This window comes from Geoalkalibacter ferrihydriticus DSM 17813 (genome assembly GCF_000820505.1).
In the GTDB taxonomy this organism is placed as follows: Bacteria; Desulfobacterota; Desulfuromonadia; order Desulfuromonadales; family Geoalkalibacteraceae; genus Geoalkalibacter; species Geoalkalibacter ferrihydriticus.
Genome location: NZ_JWJD01000001.1, coordinates 476,760 through 493,645, shown reverse-complemented (window position 1 = coordinate 493,645; position 16,886 = coordinate 476,760). Strand labels below are relative to the sequence as shown.

The window sequence follows — 16,886 nt, the reverse complement described above, 5'->3', positions numbered from 1 at the left end:
AGGGACGGCACGACCATTTCGCAATGAAAGGAGGTGAAAAAACATGCAAACTCTGATGATCGATATGGCACAGCTTCTGCCCATGGCAAACGCTGTTCAGGCGCCCGGTCCCGGGGCGGGCAAGACGGACTTTGCCCAGATGTTGCAGCTGTTCGCGGATTCTCAGGGGCAGGCCGCGGAATTGCTTTCGCCCTTTGTCTTTCACGAGCAGAATCAGGGCGGGCTGCCGACGGACCTGTTCGCGCCCCTGGCGGATCTTCTGCAGGCGCAGTTGGCGGATCTTCCGCAGGAGCTGCAAGCGCAGAGTCCAGAATTGCAGGAACTGTTTTTCCTCCTGCAGCAGGGTGTCTTGCCGGAAATGCCGGTGGCGCAAGCACTGAATGCTCCAGCGCAGCAACAAAACCAAGAGGTTGTTCCCGCGCCGGTGCTTGGTTCTAAGTACGCCGCAGCTCCGCCGGCTCCCGGGGCGCAGTTCACCGCACAACATCCCTTCGGCGGTGCCGCGCGGCCGGATCCTGCTCCTCAGGCTGAAATGGCGCAGGCTGAGTCCGTCCCTCGTGGGCAGGTTTCCGGCACAAATGGGGAAACGACCGCGCCCGGCGCGGTAATCCCTGTTGGTCGGCGCCCGGGAGATGTTCTGTTCCCCGAGGCGCGCGCGGTTGTCCTTGAGCCGACGGCGGACCAAGGTCGCCGACTCGAGCCGGAAGCGGCTCCTTTGCGAACCTTGCGCCAGGATCTGGGCGGCAGGGCGGAGCGTGAACTCACGGATGCGCGATTCGCCGCACTGATTGCTCCACGTACCCTGCAGGGCGAAGCCCCCCGCGTGGGTGAAGGGAGCCGTCTCGACGCGTTTCTCTCCCAGGCAGAGGCCGCCGGTGAGGACAGCAGTCGGGTGCAGGGTGCCGCTTCTCGCCAGGGGCAATCCGATCTGGGATCACTGCTTCATCGTGGCGCGCCCCAGTCGTTTCCGTTGCCCGCCGCAGCGCCGCCTGCGGAAACCGGTACGGCCTTTTCCGTCGAAGCCCAGCGCGCCCAGACGGCAGGTGTCGACCCGACTCCGTCCCAGGGACTCAAGCTGCCTTCGGGAGCCACGGTCCCCGAAAACCATGTCCTCAACCAAGTCATGGAGCGGCTCCAGGTGCGCAACACAGGTGAGCGCAGCGTCATGACACTGCGGCTCAATCCCAAGGAGCTCGGGGAACTGCGTATGGAACTGGTGATGGAAAAAGGTGTTCTCAAAGCCCAGATCCTGGCTCAGAACACCCAGGTTCAAGAGGTGCTGGAGCGCAACCTGTTCCGTCTGCGTGAAGCTCTGGAAGGGCAGGGCGTCAAAATCGAGAGCTTCGAGGTCGGTCTTGACGACGGCCGGCGCAACGGTGGGCAGCACGGCTTCGAACAGCGCCCCGAGCAGGCTTTCGAGGAACCGCGCAAGGCCGTCCGCGTGGCGGCAGATCTGGAAAGAGAATCTGAACGCCCGGCAGCGGTTACCGGCGCGGGCGCAGGCATCAACCTGCGTATCTGAAAGAATCAGGAGACAAGACCTTCATGACAATGATCGCGGATACCCAGGCCGTCGCGACCGGCAGCCTGACCAAATCCCTCGCGGGCGGCTCGGTCATGGGCAAGGACGACTTTCTGCTCCTGCTCGTGACCCAGTTGCAGAACCAGGATCCCATGGATCCTCAGGATCCCACCGAGTTCACCGCGCAGTTGGCGCAGTTCAGCTCCCTGGAGCAGCTCTTCGCCATCAACGACAACCTCGGCCTGATGGCCGGCAGCTCCATTGAGATGGAACGGCTCTCGGCCCTCTCCATGATCGGCAAAGAAGCTGTGTCCGGCGGCGGATTTTTTAACTTCAACGGTTCTTCGGCAACCCTCGGTTACCAGCTCGAAGTTGGCGCCCACGAGGCGAGCCTGCATGTGCTCGACGCTACCGGGCGCAATGTCGCCAATCTGCCGGCATCCGGCACCAATCCCGGCGAACACTTCCTCACCTGGGACGGCACCGGACTCAACGGCCAGAAAGTCGCCCCCGGCGAATACCAGGTGGTGGCCCGTGCCCTCAATGCAAACGAGGAGACGATCCCCACCAAACCCCTGGTCAAAAGCGTCATCACCGGGGTCGATATGCTCGGCGGCACCAACTGGCTGGTTTCCGACAACGGCAATTTCCGTCTCAAGGATATCGTCAGCGTAAGGGACCTCTAACCATGAGCGATAAATTTACACTGTATACCCCGCCGGTCTATCCGACGGCGCCCCAACCGCCGCCCCCAGGTGCCCGGCAGCCGGCCAAGCCGCAGGGGACGTCCTTCGACGAGGTGTTGCGCGGTCAACTCAAGGGCCCGCAGGAACTGCAGTTCTCCCGTCACGCCCTGGCGCGCATGGAAAGCCGCGGCATCAACTTCGGCCCTGCGGAGATGGGGCGCATCGAAAGCGCCGTCCAATCCGTCCAGGCCAAGGGCGGACGCGATTCGCTGGTCATGCTCGACGGCAACGCCCTGGTGGTCAGCGTAAAAAATTCCACCGTCGTCACCGTTGTCGATCAGCAAAGCCTCAAAAACAACGTCTTCACCAACATCGACAGCGCAATCATCGCCTGAAAGTGCATTTGGTTTTAAACAACGAACAACGGACAACTGACCAGCTTTTAACCGAACCGAACCGGTCCTCATTGAGGAGGTTCGCGGGCCACCGACCGACAGAGGTGGCCCCTCACCACGGAGGATAAAGAAAAATGGGTATTTCCAGCGCACTGTACACCGGCGTTTCCGGCCTCAACACCAATGGCAACGCCATGAGCGTACTCGGCAACAACATCGCCAACACCAACACCATCGGCTTCAAGTCGAGCCGTACCATTTTCTCCGATCTGCTCTCGGCCAACATCTCGGGTTCGGGCGGCGCCTCCCAGGTCGGTCGCGGCACCCAGCTTTCGGTGGTCGACAACATCTTCAGCCAGGGCACCTTCGAAAATACCGAATCCAACACCGATCTGGCCATCGAGGGTGACGGCTTCTTCATCGTCAAGGCGCCCGGCGGTCAGCAGGATTTCTACACCCGCGCCGGGGCGTTCCGTTTTAACGAGCAGGGCTTTCTGGTCAATCCCGAAGGCTTTCGCGTGCAGGGCAAGGCCTTTGAGGCCGACGGCACCCTGGGCATCGGCGATCCCGCGGAGATTCGCGTCGATACCGGAACGCTGATTCCGGCGCGGCCCACCAGCGAGATCAATCTGACCACCAACCTCGATTCCAATGCGCCCGTCGTCGCGGGCGGCTTTGATCCTCTCAATCCCATGGGGACTTCGAGCTACGCGACCTCGATACCGGTTTACGATACTCTCGGCAATACCCATCTGCTTTCGACGTATTTCACCAAGACCGATGCCAATGAGTGGCAGTGGAATACCGTGGTGGATGGTGCGGAAATCGGCGGCACTCCGGGCGATCTGACGGTGGTTGGCACCGGCACCCTGGAATTCGATACCGGTGGCAATCTCACCAGCGGCCAGAGCGGATCCCTCATCCCCGGTGTTCTCACCTGGGTCAACGGCGCCAGCACTCAGGATATCGACCTGAGTTTCAACACCACCCAGTACAGCAGTGACTCCATCGTCATCTCTCAGGGCCAGAACGGCTTCGGCGCCGGCAGTCTGGTGCGCATCGCCATCGACGGCGATGGCATCGTCACCGCCAACTACTCCAACGGCGAGCGCATTCGTGTCGCTCAGATCGCTCTGGCCAAATTTCCCAATACCAACGGTCTGACCAAGGAGGGCAGCAACCTCTACGCCTCTTCGGCCAATTCGGGCGATCCGCGCGTCGGAGTTCCCGGTGCCGAGTTGGGCAAAATCTTCACCAATGCCCTGGAGCAGTCCAACGTCGACCTGGCGCAGGAATTTGTCAAGATGATCACCACCCAGCGCGGCTTTCAGGCCAACTCGCGCATCATTACCACCACCGACGAGATGCTCGGGGAACTGATCAATCTCAAACGCTAATTCGAGTCAAAAAGTTGACCGCACGGGCCGTCTCTTCGGAGGCGGCCTTTTTTTTGACGGGGCGCCCCTTGACGTAGGGGCGACCCGGTGGGTCGCCCTGGGCGAGGCAGTGCCTCGCCCCTGCATGAACGGAGAATTCGTAGGGGCGGACTGCGTCCGCCCAGGGCGCATCCAATGCGCCCCGACAGAGGGGCGCTAAAGCAATTCGTGGCATTTCCCGCCTTCGTGGCACGGCATTTGCTCAATCAGGGTTGCCGGGGCTCGCAGGTTGAAGCCCGGCATAATGAGAACACGACCGAATCGAGGTTTTCCATCATGGATCTCTCCACCATTCTGGGCATCATCGCCGCCTTTGGCCTGATGATCATGGCCATCACTTCCGGCAGCGGCATCACGCTTTTTATCGACTTCGCGGCCTTGACCGTGGTGGCCGGCGGCACTATGGGCGCGACCCTGGTGCATTATCCTTTCCGTGAGGTGATGCGGGCCTTTGCCGTACTCAAGAAGACGTTTTTCCACACCGACGAGTCGCCCACGGAAACGATCGAGGCGCTGATCCGCTACTCGAATAAGGCGCGCAAGGAAGGCATTCTTTCGCTGCAAGCGGTGGTTTCCGAAATCCGGGACCCCTTTTTCGTCAAGGGGGTGCAAATGGCGGTGGACGGCCAGGAACCCGAGGCGATGAAGGAAATGCTCGACCGCGAGATCGAATATATCATGGAGCGCCACGGCGAAGGCGCCGACATTTTTGTCGCCATGGGCACTTACGCTCCGGCCATGGGCATGATCGGCACCCTCATCGGGCTGGTGCAGATGCTCCAGACCATGGAAGACCCCTCAACCATCGGCCCGGCCATGGCCATGGCGCTGCTCACGACTTTTTACGGCGCGGTCATGGCCAACGTGCTTTTCATTCCCATGTCGGGCAAGCTGCGCAACCGCTCGCAGTCGGAAATCCTCAAAAAGACCCTGATCTCCGAAGGCATGAAGTCGATCCTGGCCGGCGAGAACCCGCGCATCATGGAGCAGAAGCTCCATGCCTTCGTGGCGCCTAAGTTCCGCGAAAGCTTTTTCAACAAGAAAAAGGGGTAGGCCGTGGCCGAAGAAAATAACAACGGCGGAGCGAAAAAGAAAAAGCGCCCTGTCGCCGCAGGCGCTCCCCTGTGGATGGTGACCTACAGCGACATGGTGACCCTGTTGCTGACCTTCTTCGTGCTGCTGCTGTCCATGGCACAGCTCGACCAGATGAAGTTCAAGGAAGTGTTGGGTTCTCTTCAGGGGGCTTTCGGGGTCATGGCCAGCTCCAACCTGACCACCGTTGAGCGACCGCGCATCGTCGAATTCCTGCCCATCGAGGATGATTATACCGCGCGGCTCTACAAACGGCTCATTGTACAGATGCAGCGCCTCAAGCTCGATCGCGACATCACCCTGGTGCAGGATCGCGGCGCGGTGGTTCTGCGGGTCAACGACGCGGTGCTGTTCGAGGCGGGGCAGACCGAGGTGCGCTCCGAGGCCTACCCGGTCTTGCGCAAGGTGGCCGAAATGGTTCGGCCACTGCCTTTCAATCTGCGTATCGAGGGGCACACGGATTCAGTGCCGGTAAGCCGACCCGGATTGAGCAACTGGGATTATTCCGTCGCCCGTGCCGTGTCGGTGCTCAAGTTTTTCGGCAACGAAGACCTGTTGCCCCTGGAGCGGCTCGCGGCGGTCGGCTATGGCGAAAAGCGCCCCCTGGGCTCCAACGACACTGCCGAGGGCCGCGCCCTGAACCGGCGCGTCGAATTCGTGCTCGAGAGCACCAGCTCGTCACGCGAAGAACTTCCCTATCTCATCGATGCGCGTGAGCAGATGCCGTTTTAAGGGTTTTTGGATTTTTCAACATCTTTGGAGATTGATCATGGCGGAAAAGAAGAAGGACGAGCAGGAAGGCGGCAAGAAATCCGGCGGCAAGAAGGGGCTGATCATCGCGGTGGTGGTTCTGCTGGCCGCCGGCATTGGCGCCGGCGCCTACTTCATGGGCAGCAAAGGCGCCCTGCCCGGCGCGGGAGGTGCCGCGGCGGCGGGTTCATCGAATCTGGCATCCGATGCCGTCGGGCCGATGATTGAAATCGAGCCGTTTATCGTCAACATCCTCGACAATGACGGAACCCGTTACCTCAAGGCGGCGCTCACCCTGGAGGTGGAAACCGTGGCCGGGCGCCAGGAGGTGATTGAACGTATGCCGCAATTGCGCGACGCCATTCTGCTGGTGACCGGCAACAAGACCTTCGATGAACTCAACGACCTGCAAGGTAAGCTGCAATTGCGCGCCGAGCTGCTCGGCCGGGTCAACGAGATCCTGAAGCGCGATCGGGTACGACGCATCTACTTCACCGAATTCGTCGTTCAGTAGGGACGCAGCGCGCTGCGCCCGCGAATTTGACCTGGGTCCGGGCTTTTCGAAGCCCACGGGGGGATTGCTTGGAACGGATACTGACCAAAGAAGAAATCGCCGAATTGCTCTCGGCGGTCAACGAGGGCGAAATCGACACCGAAGAATTCGGCGGCGAGATCGATCTGCCCGAGCGCGGCGAGCCCAGTCGGCTTGACCTGCTGCGCCTGCAGGATTCCGGGCGCTGGCGTTTCCAGAATATCGATATCCTCCTCGACGGTTTTGCGCGCAATTACGGCATGTCCCTGACCAACCGCCTGCAATCGTCCGTGTCGGTCAAGCGCAACGATCTGGAGACCGTCGAATTTGAGACATTTCTGAATAATCTGCCGAAAAATGGTTTGATCGGGATTCTGCGCCTTGATCCTCTCAAGGCCGGTGGCCTGCTGATTCTGGATGATCAACTTTCTTTCTCGCTGCTTGAGTTGATGCTTGGCGGCACCACCCGCAATAAGTTCACCATTTTCGAGCGGGCCATGACCGCCATTGAGATCAACGTCATTAAAGGCATTATCGCCGATGCCTGTCCGGATCTGAAAAAGGCCTTTGCGCCCCTGGAGAATCTTGACTGCTCGCTGGTCAAGGTTGAAACCAACCCGCGCCTGGTGACCATCGTGCCGCCTGATTCGGCGATGCTCGTCACCCGGCTCACGGTGCGGGTCGACAATTTGCAGGGCAAGCTGACCCTGGCCATTCCCCATGCCACCCTGGATCCCCTGCGGGAAAAGCTCAAGGAGAGTGCCTTGGGCAGCGGCGGCGGACGGCGCGAGTCCCTGTGGTCGCGACGTCTGCAGGAAGAAATGGGCGAAACCGAGGTGACCCTTGCCGCCTCTCTGGGCAAAGTTACTCTAAGCGTGCGCGACATTCTCAACTTCCAGGTCGGCGACATCATCGATCTGGGTTGCGAACCCCATTCGCCTCTCCAGATCCACGTCGAGGAACGGCCCAAGTTCGCGGGCCTGCCCGGCGTCAAGAACGGCAAGAAAGCCGTGCGTATCACCGGACAGATGTGACCCGACCCTCATCCCTTGACACTAAATCAACCGGCAGGAGATAGCGCCATGGAAAACAGCAAGGCCAACAGTCAATCCGCAGCGTCAGCAACCGGCGCGGCGGGAGAAATGCGCAACCTCGATTTTTTGCTGGACGTGCCCCTGCAGGTCTCGGTGGAAGTCGGCCGCACCCGTATCCTGATCAAGGATCTGCTGCAGATGCGCGAGGGCTATGTCGTCGAGCTGGACAAGCTCGCCGGTGAAACCCTCGATGTCTATGTCAATCAGCGCCTGATCGCGCGTGGCGAAGCGGTGCTGGTCAACGACAAGTTCGGGCTGCGCCTGACCGATGTGGTCAGTCCCGCCGAGCGTCTGGAAAAGCTGGGGTAACCCCGTCATGATGAAAAAAGTTTTGACCATTGTGCTGCTGTCGCCCACCCTGGCGTGGGCCGCCGAAAGCGGCGCGGCAACCACCACCGCGACGCTGCTCAAGGCTTTGAGCGGCCTGGCGCTGGTTCTGGGGCTGGTGTTTTTGCTCTACGCGCTCTCGCGGCGCGGCCTCAACCTCATGCCGGGTACGCGCAACGGGCGTATCAAGGTGCTGGAAATGCGCAGCCTCGGGCCGAAAAAGGGCTTGTATCTGGTCGAGGTTGGCGGCCAGGAACTGCTGCTCGGCGTTGGCGCCGAGCGTGTAGAGCTGCTGGTGAGCCTCGGGCAGGCGCAACCGGGCGCGTTCGACCGCAATCTGCGCACGGAGCTGGAGAAGGGGTCATGATAAGGGTGTTTGCGGCCCTGGCGGCCCTGGTTCTTCTGCCCGCCGTCGCGGCGGCGCAGAGCCTGCCCAGCATTACCCTCGGCATCGGCGAAGCTAGCGGGCCGCAGGAAGTCGCTACGGCCCTGCAGGTACTGTTTGTTTTCACCGTGCTTTCGGTGGCGCCGGCGATTCTGCTCATGACCACCAGTTTCACCCGCATCGTCATCGTGCTGGGCTTTGTGCGCAACGCCATGGGCACCCAGCAGGCGCCGCCCAATCAGGTGATCATCGGACTGGCTCTGTTTTTGACTTTTTTCATTATGGCGCCGGTGTTCGGGGAGATCAACGAGCGCGCTTTGCAGCCCTACATGGCCGAGGAGATCGGCTTCAACGAGGCGGTGGAGGAGGCCTTGATCCCCATGCGCGGCTTCATGCTCGGCCAGACCAGCGAAAAGGATCTGGCCCTGATGATCGACATCAGCGGCCGCCCGGCGCCCAACAACGTCGAGGAACTGGCCACCACCACCCTGATCCCGGCATTCATGCTGTCCGAGCTTAAGCGCGCCTTTCAGATCGGCTTTCTCATCTACATTCCCTTTTTGGTGATCGACATGGTCATCGCTTCGGTGCTCATGGGGATGGGCATGATGATGCTGCCGCCGATTATCATTTCGCTGCCTTTCAAGTTGCTGCTGTTCGTCCTGGTGGACGGCTGGGAGCTGGTTCTGGCCTCTTTGGTCAGAAGTTTCGGCTGAGGATGACTCATGACTCCCGAATTTGTCGTTGATATCGGCCGACAGGCCGTGGAAACGGTGCTGATGGTCGCCGGGCCGCTGCTCATCGTGGCCCTGGTCACGGGCCTGAGCATCGCCATCTTTCAGGCCGCGACCCAGATCAACGAACAGACCATGACCTTTATTCCCAAAATCGTCGCGGTGCTGGTCACTTTGTTGATTATGGCGCCGTGGATGATCAAGGTCTTGCTGGCCTTCACCACCCGTATTTACGAATCCATTCATCTGGTGGGCGGCTAGGCGTCCTGTGGAACTGCTGCTGTTGCCCGTCGAGCGCTTCCAGAGTTTTCTGGTATGCCTGGCCCGCGTCGGTACCCTGGTGGCGGTGCTGCCGGTGTTCAGCGGTGGGCAGGTCCCGGCCCAGGTGCGGGTCGGGCTGGCGGTGATCCTTTCGCTGGTGGTGTTTCCCCGGGCGCTGATGCATATCCCGGAGATGTCCTTCGATCCTCTGAGCCTCGCCCTGCTGATCCTCAGCGAAGCGCTTATCGGCCTGCTGTTCGGCTTTGTTGCGCAGTTCGTGTTCAGCGCGGTGGAGTTGGGCGGTACCATCATCAGCTATCAGATGGGCTTTGCCGCCGCCAATGTCTTCGATCCTCAGACGCAGCGGCAGATTTCGGTGGTGCCCCAGTTTCAGAACATTCTTGCGATTCTGATTTTCCTCTCCCTCGATCTGCATCACATGTTTCTGCGCGTTCTGGCCGAATCCTACGCGCTGCTGGCACCTGGACAGGCGAACCTCTCGCAGGGGGCGCTGGGCTATGTGATCCAGCTCTCCAGCGATATTTTCGTGCTCGGCGTCAAGCTGGCCGCGCCGGTGCTGGCGGTGTTGATCCTGCTCAGCGTGGTGCTGGGCGTGATGGCGCGCGTGTTTCCCCAGCTCAATGTGTTTTTCCTCTCCTTTCCCATCAAGATCGCCCTGTCACTGCTCATCATCAGCGCCACCATGAACCTGACGGCGGCGATCCTGATTCGTGAGTTCAACGGCCTGAGCGAGCATTTCCTTAACATTCTCAGCTTGTTGTAAATAAGGCACGAAACCTGCTTTCGCCTTAGGGTGCGTGGGCTGCCAGAGAGAAAACAGGCAAAGATTTGACTTGCCTGCCTCTGCGGCCGCGGTGTTTTTCCGGAATCCGCGGATGGATTTCGGTCCCCCGGGGATTTGTTTGAACAGCGGAGCGATACGGCATGTCGGCGGAAAGCGGTCAGGAAAAGACAGAGAAAGCGACAGCCAAGCGCCGCGATGACTTTCGCAAGAAAGGTCAGGTGGCGCAGAGCCGCGAAGTCAATACCGCCGTCATCATGATCGGCGCGGTTATTCTGTGGTTTTTCTACGCGCCCCATTTCTACAAAGAGCTTGAAACGCTGCTGACCTCCATCTGGGGACGCTCGAGCGAATTGGAGGTGACCGTCGGTTCCGTGCCCGGACTGATGCGCACCGTGCTGGGCAAGATGGGCTTGTTGCTGATGCCCTTGCTGGCCCTCACCATGATTCTGGGCATGGCCGCCTCGGTGTTGCAGATCGGCTGGTTGTTCACCACCAAGCCCATGGAGCCCGATCTGACCAAGCTCAACCCCATCACCGGAATGAAGAAGTTCGTTTCCAAGCGCATGCTGGTGGAGCTGGTCAAGTCGCTGACCAAGGTCGGGGTCGTCGGATTCGTGGCTTACCGCACCGTGGCGGGCGAGTTCGAGAACGCTCTCTATCTGCTTGACATGGATTTGCACGAAACCCTTAATTTCGTCGCGCGCGTCACCTTCCTGGTGCTGCTCAAAACCTGCGGGGTCCTCATTGTCCTGGCCATCTTCGACTACGCCTTCACGCGCTACGAGATGGAGGAAAAGATGAAGATGACCAAGCAGGAAACCAAGGATGAGCACAAGCAGACCGAGGGCGATCCGCATCTCAAGGCCAAGATCCGCGGGGTGCAGATGGAGATGGCGCGCAAGCGCATGATGGCCGAGGTTCCCACGGCCGATGTGGTGGTGACCAATCCCACCCACCTTTCGGTGGCGCTGCGTTATGAGCGCGGGCGCATGGACGCACCGCGGGTGGTGGCCAAGGGCGCGGATCGCGTGGCGCTGCGCATTCGCGAAATCGCCCGCGAAAACGATGTGCCCCTGGTGGAGAACGTGCCGGTGGCGCGCGCCCTCTTTCAGGTGGAGCTGGGGCAGGATATTCCCGAAGATATGTTCAAGGCGGTGGCGGAAATCCTCGCTTATGTCTATAGCCTCAAAGGACAGCAATCGTGATTCTGGATAACTTGAAAAATTTTCGTTTCGTCGAAACGGTCGTGCGCAGCGACGTGATGGTGGCCCTGGGGCTGGTGTCCATCCTGCTGGTGATGATCATTCCCCTGCCGACCATTCTGCTCGATCTGTTTCTGTCCCTCAACATCACCGTATCGCTGCTGATTCTGGTCATCGGCCTCTACACCGTGCGGGTTCTCGATTTTGCCGTGTTTCCCGCGATTCTGCTGGCGACCACCCTGTTTCGCCTGTCCTTGAACGTCGCCTCGACGCGCCTGATTTTGCTCAACGGCGATCAGGGGACCGATGCCGCCGGCAACGTGATCGCTTCCTTCGGGCAGTTCGTGGTGGGCGGCAACTACGTGGTCGGTATCGTCATCTTCACGATCCTGGTGGTGATTAACTTCATGGTCATCACCAAGGGTGCCGGGCGCGTCGCCGAGGTGGCGGCGCGTTTCACCCTGGACGCCATGCCGGGCAAGCAGATGGCCATCGATGCCGACCTCAACGCGGGTTCCATCACAGAAGACGAGGCGCGCCAGCGGCGCAAGGAAATCGGTCAAGAATCCGACTTCTACGGCGCCATGGACGGGGCCAGCAAATTCGTGCGTGGCGACGCCGTCGCCGGCATCATCATCACCCTGATCAACATCGGAGCCGGTTTTGTCATCGGTGTGCTGCAAAAGGGTATGCCGGCGGCCGAGGCGGCCCAGACCTATACGATTCTCACCGTCGGCGACGGGCTGGTCGGGCAGATCCCAGCGCTGATCATTTCCACCGCCGCCGGTATTCTCGTGACCCGCACCTCGGGCATGGGGGATTTCGGCAGCGAGCTAAAAGGTCAATTTACCCTGCACCCGCGCGCTCTCTGGGTGGTTGCGGGGATTCTTGGCGGCTTCGCTCTGATTCCGGGCCTGCCCACCTTGCCCTTCATGGTGCTGTCGCTGAGCCTGGGTTATGTCGCCTACCGGGTGCAGCAGGGTAAGGCGGCCCAACGGGAGAGCGAAGACCAGGAAGAGCGCGACCTGCTGCCGGAGCAGAGCGATAATTACGAAGAAATGCTTTCCATCGATCTGCTCGAACTTGAAGTGGGCTACGGTCTGATTCCCCTGGTCGATGCCAGCCAGGAGGGGGACCTTTTGCCGCGCATCAAGTCGATTCGCAAGCAGTTCGCCCTGGAGATGGGTTTTATCGTGCCGCCGGTGCACATCAAGGACAATCTGCAACTCAAACCCAACGAGTACAACATCCTGCTCAAGGGCGTGGCTCTGGCCGGCGGCGAGATGCTGCCCGGACATTTCCTGGCCATGAACCCCGGCACCGCGACCGAAACTCTCAAGGGCGTGCAGACCACCGAACCAGCCTTCGGCCTGCCCGCGGTGTGGATTTCCGATGACAAGAAGGATCGCGCGCAGATCGCCGGTTATACGGTGGTCGACTGCACCACGGTGGTCGCCACCCATATCAGCGAAATCATAAAAAGACACGCCCATGAGCTGCTTGGCCGTCAGGAGGTACAGAACTTGCTGGATAACTTCCGCAAGAGCCACCCCAAGGTGGTGGAAGAGCTGGTACCTGATCTGCTCAACCTGGGAACGGTGATGCGCGTGCTGCAAAATCTGTTGCGAGAACATGTTTCGATCCGCGATCTACGCTCGATTCTGGAGACCCTGGCCGACTGGGCGCCGGTCAGTCAGGATCCCGACGTGCTCACCGAGCACGTGCGCCGCACCATGGCACGTGCCATCTGTGCGGGCGTGGTCGCCCAGGACGGCGTGCTGCCGGTGCTGACTTTGGCTCGCGACATCGAAGCGCGCATTCAGGAGGCGGTGCAGCACAGCGGCCAGGGCAGCTATCTGGCCCTGGATCCGACCACCGCGCAGAACATCCTGAGCGGTCTCGGCGAAGTGATTCAACAATACGCCGGCGGTGATCCGGTGCTGTTGTGTCCGCCGACCATCCGTCCTCATGTCAAAAGGTTGACCGAGCGCTATCTGCCCAATCTGATGGTGATTTCTCATAACGAAGTGGCCCCGGATCTGAAGATCCGGGCGGTGGGAACGGTGAAGGCCAATGCTGGTTAAGGTATTTGAATCCGAAGACATGGCCTCGGCTCTGAAAAAGGTCAAGGAAACGCTTGGACCCGACGCTCTGATCATCTCCACCCGTACTATCCGCAAAGGTGGGCTGGGGGTGCTGGGCAAGCCGATTCTCGAGGTGACCGCCGCCATCGAACCCGCCGCGGTTGCCGGCGGGGCGGCCCGCAGTTCCGCCGCGCCGCGTCGCGCGGATCCCTATCAGGGCGCGCAGCGCCGCAACCGATCCGGCAACGAAGCAAAAAGCGATGAAATCAGCTATGAAGACATCTGGAACCCCGGCCGCCAAGACCCGGCGCCAAGGCCGCCGCGAAGTGAAGCGGCACCGCGCGAAACCGGCGAAATCCACGCGTTGCGCGGTGAGATCGATGAACTCAAGAGCCTGATGCGCAATTTTCTCAGCGAAACGCGCGTCGGCGCAACCGCGGTGCAACCGGCCGCCGCCGTGGGGCAAACGCTGCCGGTGACGCCCTTGCCCGCGCCCGTATCCGCGCCGCGTACCGGGCGGCGGCGCGCCGCGGCAGGGTCCGGCGAGGGTCGCGAACTCAATTCCCTGGTGCAATTGCTGCGCGCGCGCGGAATCGACGAAGAGGCGGCCGAAACCATCGTACGCTTTGCTGCACAGCGCGCGGCGCCCGAGCAGCAGCAGAATCCCGAGGTGATGCGCGCGATTTTCAGCGATGTCATCGGCGATCTCATTCAGGTGAGCCGGCGTCCCGTCGGACAGCGGCGGCAGCGGCGCCTGGCGCTGATCGGGCCCACCGGAGTCGGCAAGACCACCACCATCGCCAAGCTGGCCGCCGAACACCTTCTCGGCGGCGGTCAGAGCGTGGCGCTGGTGACCATCGACACCTTCCGTATCGCTGCCGTGGAGCAGCTCAAGGTGTACGGCGAAATCATGAACCTGCCCGTCGAGGTGGTGGTCTCGCCCAAACAGATGCGCGGGGTGCTCAACAGGCACAACGACAAAGATTTGATCCTCATCGACACGGCCGGCCGCAGCCCGCGCGACGAGGTCAACCTCAAAAACCTGGAAGAGATTCTCGCCCCGGATCTGGCCACGGAGAATCATCTGGTGCTCTCGGCCGCCACCCGCGACGAGGATCTCTACGAGGCGGTGACGCGCTTCGGGCGCGTGCCGCTGCACAACCTGGTTTTCACCAAGATCGACGAGTGCGCCAACCTCGGCGTGCTGCTCAATGTTCATCTGCGCCACAACTTTCCTCTGGCCTATCTGACCAACGGTCAGCGTGTGCCGGAAGATATCCTGGTGGCCGATGCGAAGAAAATCGCCCAACTCATTCTGGGGCAGAGATAGAGGAAGGACGGAGATGGAAATGTTGCAGGAACGAGAGGATCAGGCCGGAACCCTCAGATCGCTGAGCGAACGCTTCGGGCCGGCGCGCAAGGACGTTGAGCCGCGTCAGGCGGCGCGCGTACTGTCGGTGACCAGCGGCAAGGGCGGGGTGGGCAAGACCGCGGTGGTGTCCAACGTGGCCCTGGCCCTGGCGCAGCTGGGCAAGAAAGTACTGATCATCGATGCCGATCTAGGCCTGGCCAATATCGACGTGGTCTTCGGCCTGGCGCCGCAATACAACCTCAACCACTTCTTCAGCGGTGAGCGCTCCCTGGTGGAAATCATGGTCGAGGGTCCCGCGGGCATCAAGATTCTTCCCGCCGGCTCGGGCATGCAGACCGTCACGCGCCTGAGTTCCGACCAGAAAATGAGATTTCTCGACGAACTCGACGCTCTCCATGGTGATTTTGAGATCGTCATCATCGATACCGAAGCGGGTATTTCGGAGAATGTCACCTATTTCAACGTCGCCGCCCAGGATATCCTGGTGGTCACCACGCCCGAGCCGACCGCCATTACCGATGCCTATGCGCTGATGAAGCTGCTCTCCGTGCAGTATCACGAAAAGCGCTTCAATCTCATTGTCAACTCGGTGACCAGCAGCGACGAGGCGCTCGATGTCTATCGCAAGCTGACCATGGTATCCAACCGCTACCTGGATATCTCCATCGATTATCTCGGTTGCATCCCTCATGACAAGCGTATGCGCGAATCGGTACGACGCCAGCGGGTGATGGTCGATCTGTTCCCCAAGACCAAGGTCAGCGGCGCCTTCGAGGATATCGCGCGCAATCTGGTTAATGGCCAGCAGCAAGCCGCGCCCAAGGGCAGCCTGCAGTTTTTCTGGCGGCGTCTGCTGTCCTTCGGGCAGGGAGCCTGAGTTAGGGGCGATGATCATGAATCCTCCCGATCCCTATTTTCAGCCGCAAACCGATATCCGTACCCGTCTGGTGGAGGATCATCTGCCGCTGGTTAATTTTCTGGTGGAACGCATGATCACCCAGGTGCCGGCTTCGCTGACCCGCGACGATCTGGCCAGCGCCGCCATGATGGGGCTGCTCGATGCGGCCAATCGCTATGACCCGTCTCGCGGCATCCTGTTCAAAACCTTCGCCGAGCATCGGATGCGCGGCGCCATGCTTGACGAGGCGCGCCGCAACGACTGGTTTTCACGCTCCTTGCGGGAAAAGCAGACCCGCCTGACGCGTACCCTGGAGAGGCTTGAGCAGCAACTTGGGCGCTCGCCGGAAGAACACGAAGTCGCCGCCGCCCTGGATCTCGACTTGGAGAGCTACCGCAATCTGCTCACCGAAGTCAGTCATCTGGGCTGTGTCAGTCTGCATCAGACCATCGACGAATACGATGAGGGCCGCAGCTTCATCGACAATCTGCCCGATACCGATGCCGCCACGCCCCTGGAAAACGTCGAGCGTCGCGAGCTGACCCGTGAGTTGGCCGAGCATCTGGAGCGGCTTTCGGAAAAAGAGCGGCTGGTGGTTTCGCTCTACTATTACGAGGAACTCACCCAAAAAGAGATTGCCGAGGTGCTCTCGGTAACCGAGGGGCGGGTTTCGCAGTTGCACAGCCAGGCGCTGCACAAGCTCAAGGCGCGCCTGAGCAGCAATCTCAAGAAGCGGCGCTGAGTCGCCCCTCACCAGAAATTCGAAATTATGGATCTGCAATACGTCAATTTTTTTGCCGTCGCCGTGCTGGCCGCGGTCATCGGTGTGACGCTGATTGTGGTGCATCTGAGCCAGCGCAAGTTGCGGGCTGAGTTGACGCAGCTGCGCGAAGAGCTGGCCCTGTGGCAAAAGGCGGGTTTGCATGCCCCGCGCGCCGTCGCGGCAGCGGAGCCGGACGCGCGACCCTCTCAGGCCCAGGGCGCTCCGATGGCACCCGCCCCGCAACCCTTGAGCGAGGAACAGATCCGAGAACGCCTGCAGCAGGCTGCCGGTGCCGGCGAAGCGCCCGAGCGCTACCGCCATGTGGTGACCCTGGCAGACAAGGGTCTTGCGCCCGAAGAGATCGCCCGTGTTTTGCAGGTGTCTTCGGCCGAAGCCCAGCAGCTCGTGCGTTTGGCCGAGGTGGGGCGTAAAAAAAGCTAAAGATCGCCTGACGAAAGGTCGAAACGAACAACAGCCCGCACGGTGCGGGATTATTCACTGGAACAGCGCGCGCCTGGCGCGGCCGCCGCTCCTAACGCAGAGAGAGT

The 16,886-nt window shown here is 60.8% G+C and carries 19 protein-coding genes; all 19 read left to right on the top strand.

Annotation, left to right across the window (positions count from 1 at the left end; genetic code table 11):
• Nucleotides 1–43: 43 nt before the first annotated feature.
• Nucleotides 44–1,522: a flagellar hook-length control protein FliK gene (locus GFER_RS02440; protein WP_040095712.1), complete on the top strand. Its 1,479-nt coding sequence runs from the start codon at nucleotides 44–46 to the stop codon at nucleotides 1,520–1,522.
• A 23-nt stretch (nucleotides 1,523–1,545) separates the two neighbouring features.
• A complete protein-coding gene (locus tag GFER_RS17410) occupies nucleotides 1,546–2,208 on the top strand; it encodes a flagellar hook assembly protein FlgD (RefSeq protein WP_052445881.1) in 663 nt (220 codons plus the stop codon).
• 2 nt (nucleotides 2,209–2,210) lie between these two features.
• Nucleotides 2,211–2,603 carry a TIGR02530 family flagellar biosynthesis protein gene (locus GFER_RS02430; RefSeq protein WP_040095710.1) on the top strand — a complete coding sequence of 131 codons (393 nt, stop codon included), beginning with the start codon at nucleotides 2,211–2,213 and terminating at the stop codon, nucleotides 2,601–2,603.
• Nucleotides 2,604–2,737: 134 nt separating this feature from the next.
• A complete protein-coding gene (flgF, locus tag GFER_RS02425; RefSeq protein ID WP_040095708.1) occupies nucleotides 2,738–4,000 on the top strand; it encodes a flagellar basal-body rod protein FlgF in 1,263 nt (420 codons plus the stop codon).
• A 174-nt stretch (nucleotides 4,001–4,174) separates the two neighbouring features.
• Nucleotides 4,175–5,092: a motility protein A gene (locus GFER_RS02420; RefSeq protein ID WP_235263995.1), complete on the top strand. Its 918-nt coding sequence runs from the start codon at nucleotides 4,175–4,177 to the stop codon at nucleotides 5,090–5,092.
• A gap of 3 nt (nucleotides 5,093–5,095) precedes the next feature.
• Nucleotides 5,096–5,863: an OmpA/MotB family protein gene (locus tag GFER_RS02415; protein WP_040095706.1), complete on the top strand. Its 768-nt coding sequence runs from the start codon at nucleotides 5,096–5,098 to the stop codon at nucleotides 5,861–5,863.
• A 37-nt stretch (nucleotides 5,864–5,900) separates the two neighbouring features.
• Nucleotides 5,901–6,395, top strand: coding sequence for a flagellar basal body-associated FliL family protein (locus GFER_RS02410; protein WP_040095704.1), 495 nt, complete (start codon nucleotides 5,901–5,903; stop codon nucleotides 6,393–6,395).
• Nucleotides 6,396–6,463: 68 nt separating this feature from the next.
• Nucleotides 6,464–7,447: a flagellar motor switch protein FliM gene (gene fliM, locus GFER_RS02405; RefSeq protein WP_040095701.1), complete on the top strand. Its 984-nt coding sequence runs from the start codon at nucleotides 6,464–6,466 to the stop codon at nucleotides 7,445–7,447.
• A gap of 48 nt (nucleotides 7,448–7,495) precedes the next feature.
• Nucleotides 7,496–7,816: a flagellar motor switch protein FliN gene (gene fliN, locus GFER_RS02400; protein WP_052445880.1), complete on the top strand. Its 321-nt coding sequence runs from the start codon at nucleotides 7,496–7,498 to the stop codon at nucleotides 7,814–7,816.
• A 7-nt stretch (nucleotides 7,817–7,823) separates the two neighbouring features.
• Nucleotides 7,824–8,201, top strand: a complete 378-nt coding sequence (gene fliO, locus GFER_RS02395; protein ID WP_052445879.1) for a flagellar biosynthetic protein FliO — start codon at nucleotides 7,824–7,826, stop codon at nucleotides 8,199–8,201.
• Nucleotides 8,198–8,935 carry a flagellar type III secretion system pore protein FliP gene (gene fliP, locus GFER_RS02390; RefSeq protein ID WP_040095699.1) on the top strand — a complete coding sequence of 246 codons (738 nt, stop codon included), beginning with the start codon at nucleotides 8,198–8,200 and terminating at the stop codon, nucleotides 8,933–8,935. The genes fliO and fliP overlap by 4 nt, the downstream gene beginning before the upstream one ends.
• A 9-nt stretch (nucleotides 8,936–8,944) precedes the next feature.
• Nucleotides 8,945–9,214: a flagellar biosynthesis protein FliQ gene (fliQ, locus tag GFER_RS02385; RefSeq protein WP_040095697.1), complete on the top strand. Its 270-nt coding sequence runs from the start codon at nucleotides 8,945–8,947 to the stop codon at nucleotides 9,212–9,214.
• A gap of 7 nt (nucleotides 9,215–9,221) precedes the next feature.
• Nucleotides 9,222–9,998, top strand: coding sequence for a flagellar biosynthetic protein FliR (fliR, locus tag GFER_RS02380; protein ID WP_040095695.1), 777 nt, complete (start codon nucleotides 9,222–9,224; stop codon nucleotides 9,996–9,998).
• 161 nt (nucleotides 9,999–10,159) lie between these two features.
• Nucleotides 10,160–11,224: a flagellar biosynthesis protein FlhB gene (gene flhB, locus GFER_RS02375; RefSeq protein ID WP_040095693.1), complete on the top strand. Its 1,065-nt coding sequence runs from the start codon at nucleotides 10,160–10,162 to the stop codon at nucleotides 11,222–11,224.
• Nucleotides 11,225–11,280: 56 nt separating this feature from the next.
• Nucleotides 11,281–13,305 (top strand): flagellar biosynthesis protein FlhA, encoded by a 2,025-nt coding sequence (flhA, locus tag GFER_RS02370; RefSeq protein WP_052446040.1) that lies wholly within the window; start codon nucleotides 11,281–11,283, stop codon nucleotides 13,303–13,305.
• Nucleotides 13,295–14,635 (top strand): flagellar biosynthesis protein FlhF, encoded by a 1,341-nt coding sequence (gene flhF, locus GFER_RS02365; RefSeq protein ID WP_040095691.1) that lies wholly within the window; start codon nucleotides 13,295–13,297, stop codon nucleotides 14,633–14,635. The genes flhA and flhF overlap by 11 nt, the downstream gene beginning before the upstream one ends.
• 13 nt (nucleotides 14,636–14,648) lie before the next feature.
• Nucleotides 14,649–15,554 (top strand): MinD/ParA family protein, encoded by a 906-nt coding sequence (locus GFER_RS02360; RefSeq protein WP_040095689.1) that lies wholly within the window; start codon nucleotides 14,649–14,651, stop codon nucleotides 15,552–15,554.
• 16 nt (nucleotides 15,555–15,570) lie between these two features.
• The gene (locus GFER_RS02355; protein WP_040097254.1) at nucleotides 15,571–16,317 is read left to right on the top strand and encodes a FliA/WhiG family RNA polymerase sigma factor; all 747 of its coding nucleotides are present in this window, start codon (nucleotides 15,571–15,573) and stop codon (nucleotides 16,315–16,317) included.
• A 27-nt stretch (nucleotides 16,318–16,344) separates the two neighbouring features.
• On the top strand, nucleotides 16,345–16,779 hold the full coding sequence (locus tag GFER_RS02350; RefSeq protein WP_040095686.1) for a hypothetical protein: 435 nt from the start codon (nucleotides 16,345–16,347) through the stop codon (nucleotides 16,777–16,779).
• Nucleotides 16,780–16,886: the final 107 nt, after the last annotated feature.

Excerpts from the sequence above, each read along its gene's own strand:
- GFER_RS02440 (WP_040095712.1), top strand. The coding sequence starts at position 44 with ATGCAAACTCTGATGATCGATATGGCACAGCTTCTGCCCATGGCAAAC.
- GFER_RS17410 (WP_052445881.1), top strand. The coding sequence starts at position 1,546 with ATGACAATGATCGCGGATACCCAGGCCGTCGCGACCGGCAGCCTGACC.
- GFER_RS02430 (WP_040095710.1), top strand. The coding sequence starts at position 2,211 with ATGAGCGATAAATTTACACTGTATACCCCGCCGGTCTATCCGACGGCG.
- flgF (WP_040095708.1), top strand. The coding sequence starts at position 2,738 with ATGGGTATTTCCAGCGCACTGTACACCGGCGTTTCCGGCCTCAACACC.
- GFER_RS02420 (WP_235263995.1), top strand. The coding sequence starts at position 4,175 with ATGCGCCCCGACAGAGGGGCGCTAAAGCAATTCGTGGCATTTCCCGCC.
- GFER_RS02410 (WP_040095704.1), top strand. The coding sequence starts at position 5,901 with ATGGCGGAAAAGAAGAAGGACGAGCAGGAAGGCGGCAAGAAATCCGGC.
- fliN (WP_052445880.1), top strand. The coding sequence starts at position 7,496 with ATGGAAAACAGCAAGGCCAACAGTCAATCCGCAGCGTCAGCAACCGGC.
- fliO (WP_052445879.1), top strand. The coding sequence starts at position 7,824 with ATGATGAAAAAAGTTTTGACCATTGTGCTGCTGTCGCCCACCCTGGCG.
- fliP (WP_040095699.1), top strand. The coding sequence starts at position 8,198 with ATGATAAGGGTGTTTGCGGCCCTGGCGGCCCTGGTTCTTCTGCCCGCC.
- fliQ (WP_040095697.1), top strand. The coding sequence starts at position 8,945 with ATGACTCCCGAATTTGTCGTTGATATCGGCCGACAGGCCGTGGAAACG.
- flhB (WP_040095693.1), top strand. The coding sequence starts at position 10,160 with ATGTCGGCGGAAAGCGGTCAGGAAAAGACAGAGAAAGCGACAGCCAAG.
- flhA (WP_052446040.1), top strand. The coding sequence starts at position 11,281 with ATGGTGGCCCTGGGGCTGGTGTCCATCCTGCTGGTGATGATCATTCCC.
- flhF (WP_040095691.1), top strand. The coding sequence starts at position 13,295 with ATGCTGGTTAAGGTATTTGAATCCGAAGACATGGCCTCGGCTCTGAAA.
- GFER_RS02360 (WP_040095689.1), top strand. The coding sequence starts at position 14,649 with ATGGAAATGTTGCAGGAACGAGAGGATCAGGCCGGAACCCTCAGATCG.
- GFER_RS02355 (WP_040097254.1), top strand. The coding sequence starts at position 15,571 with ATGAATCCTCCCGATCCCTATTTTCAGCCGCAAACCGATATCCGTACC.
- GFER_RS02350 (WP_040095686.1), top strand. The coding sequence starts at position 16,345 with ATGGATCTGCAATACGTCAATTTTTTTGCCGTCGCCGTGCTGGCCGCG.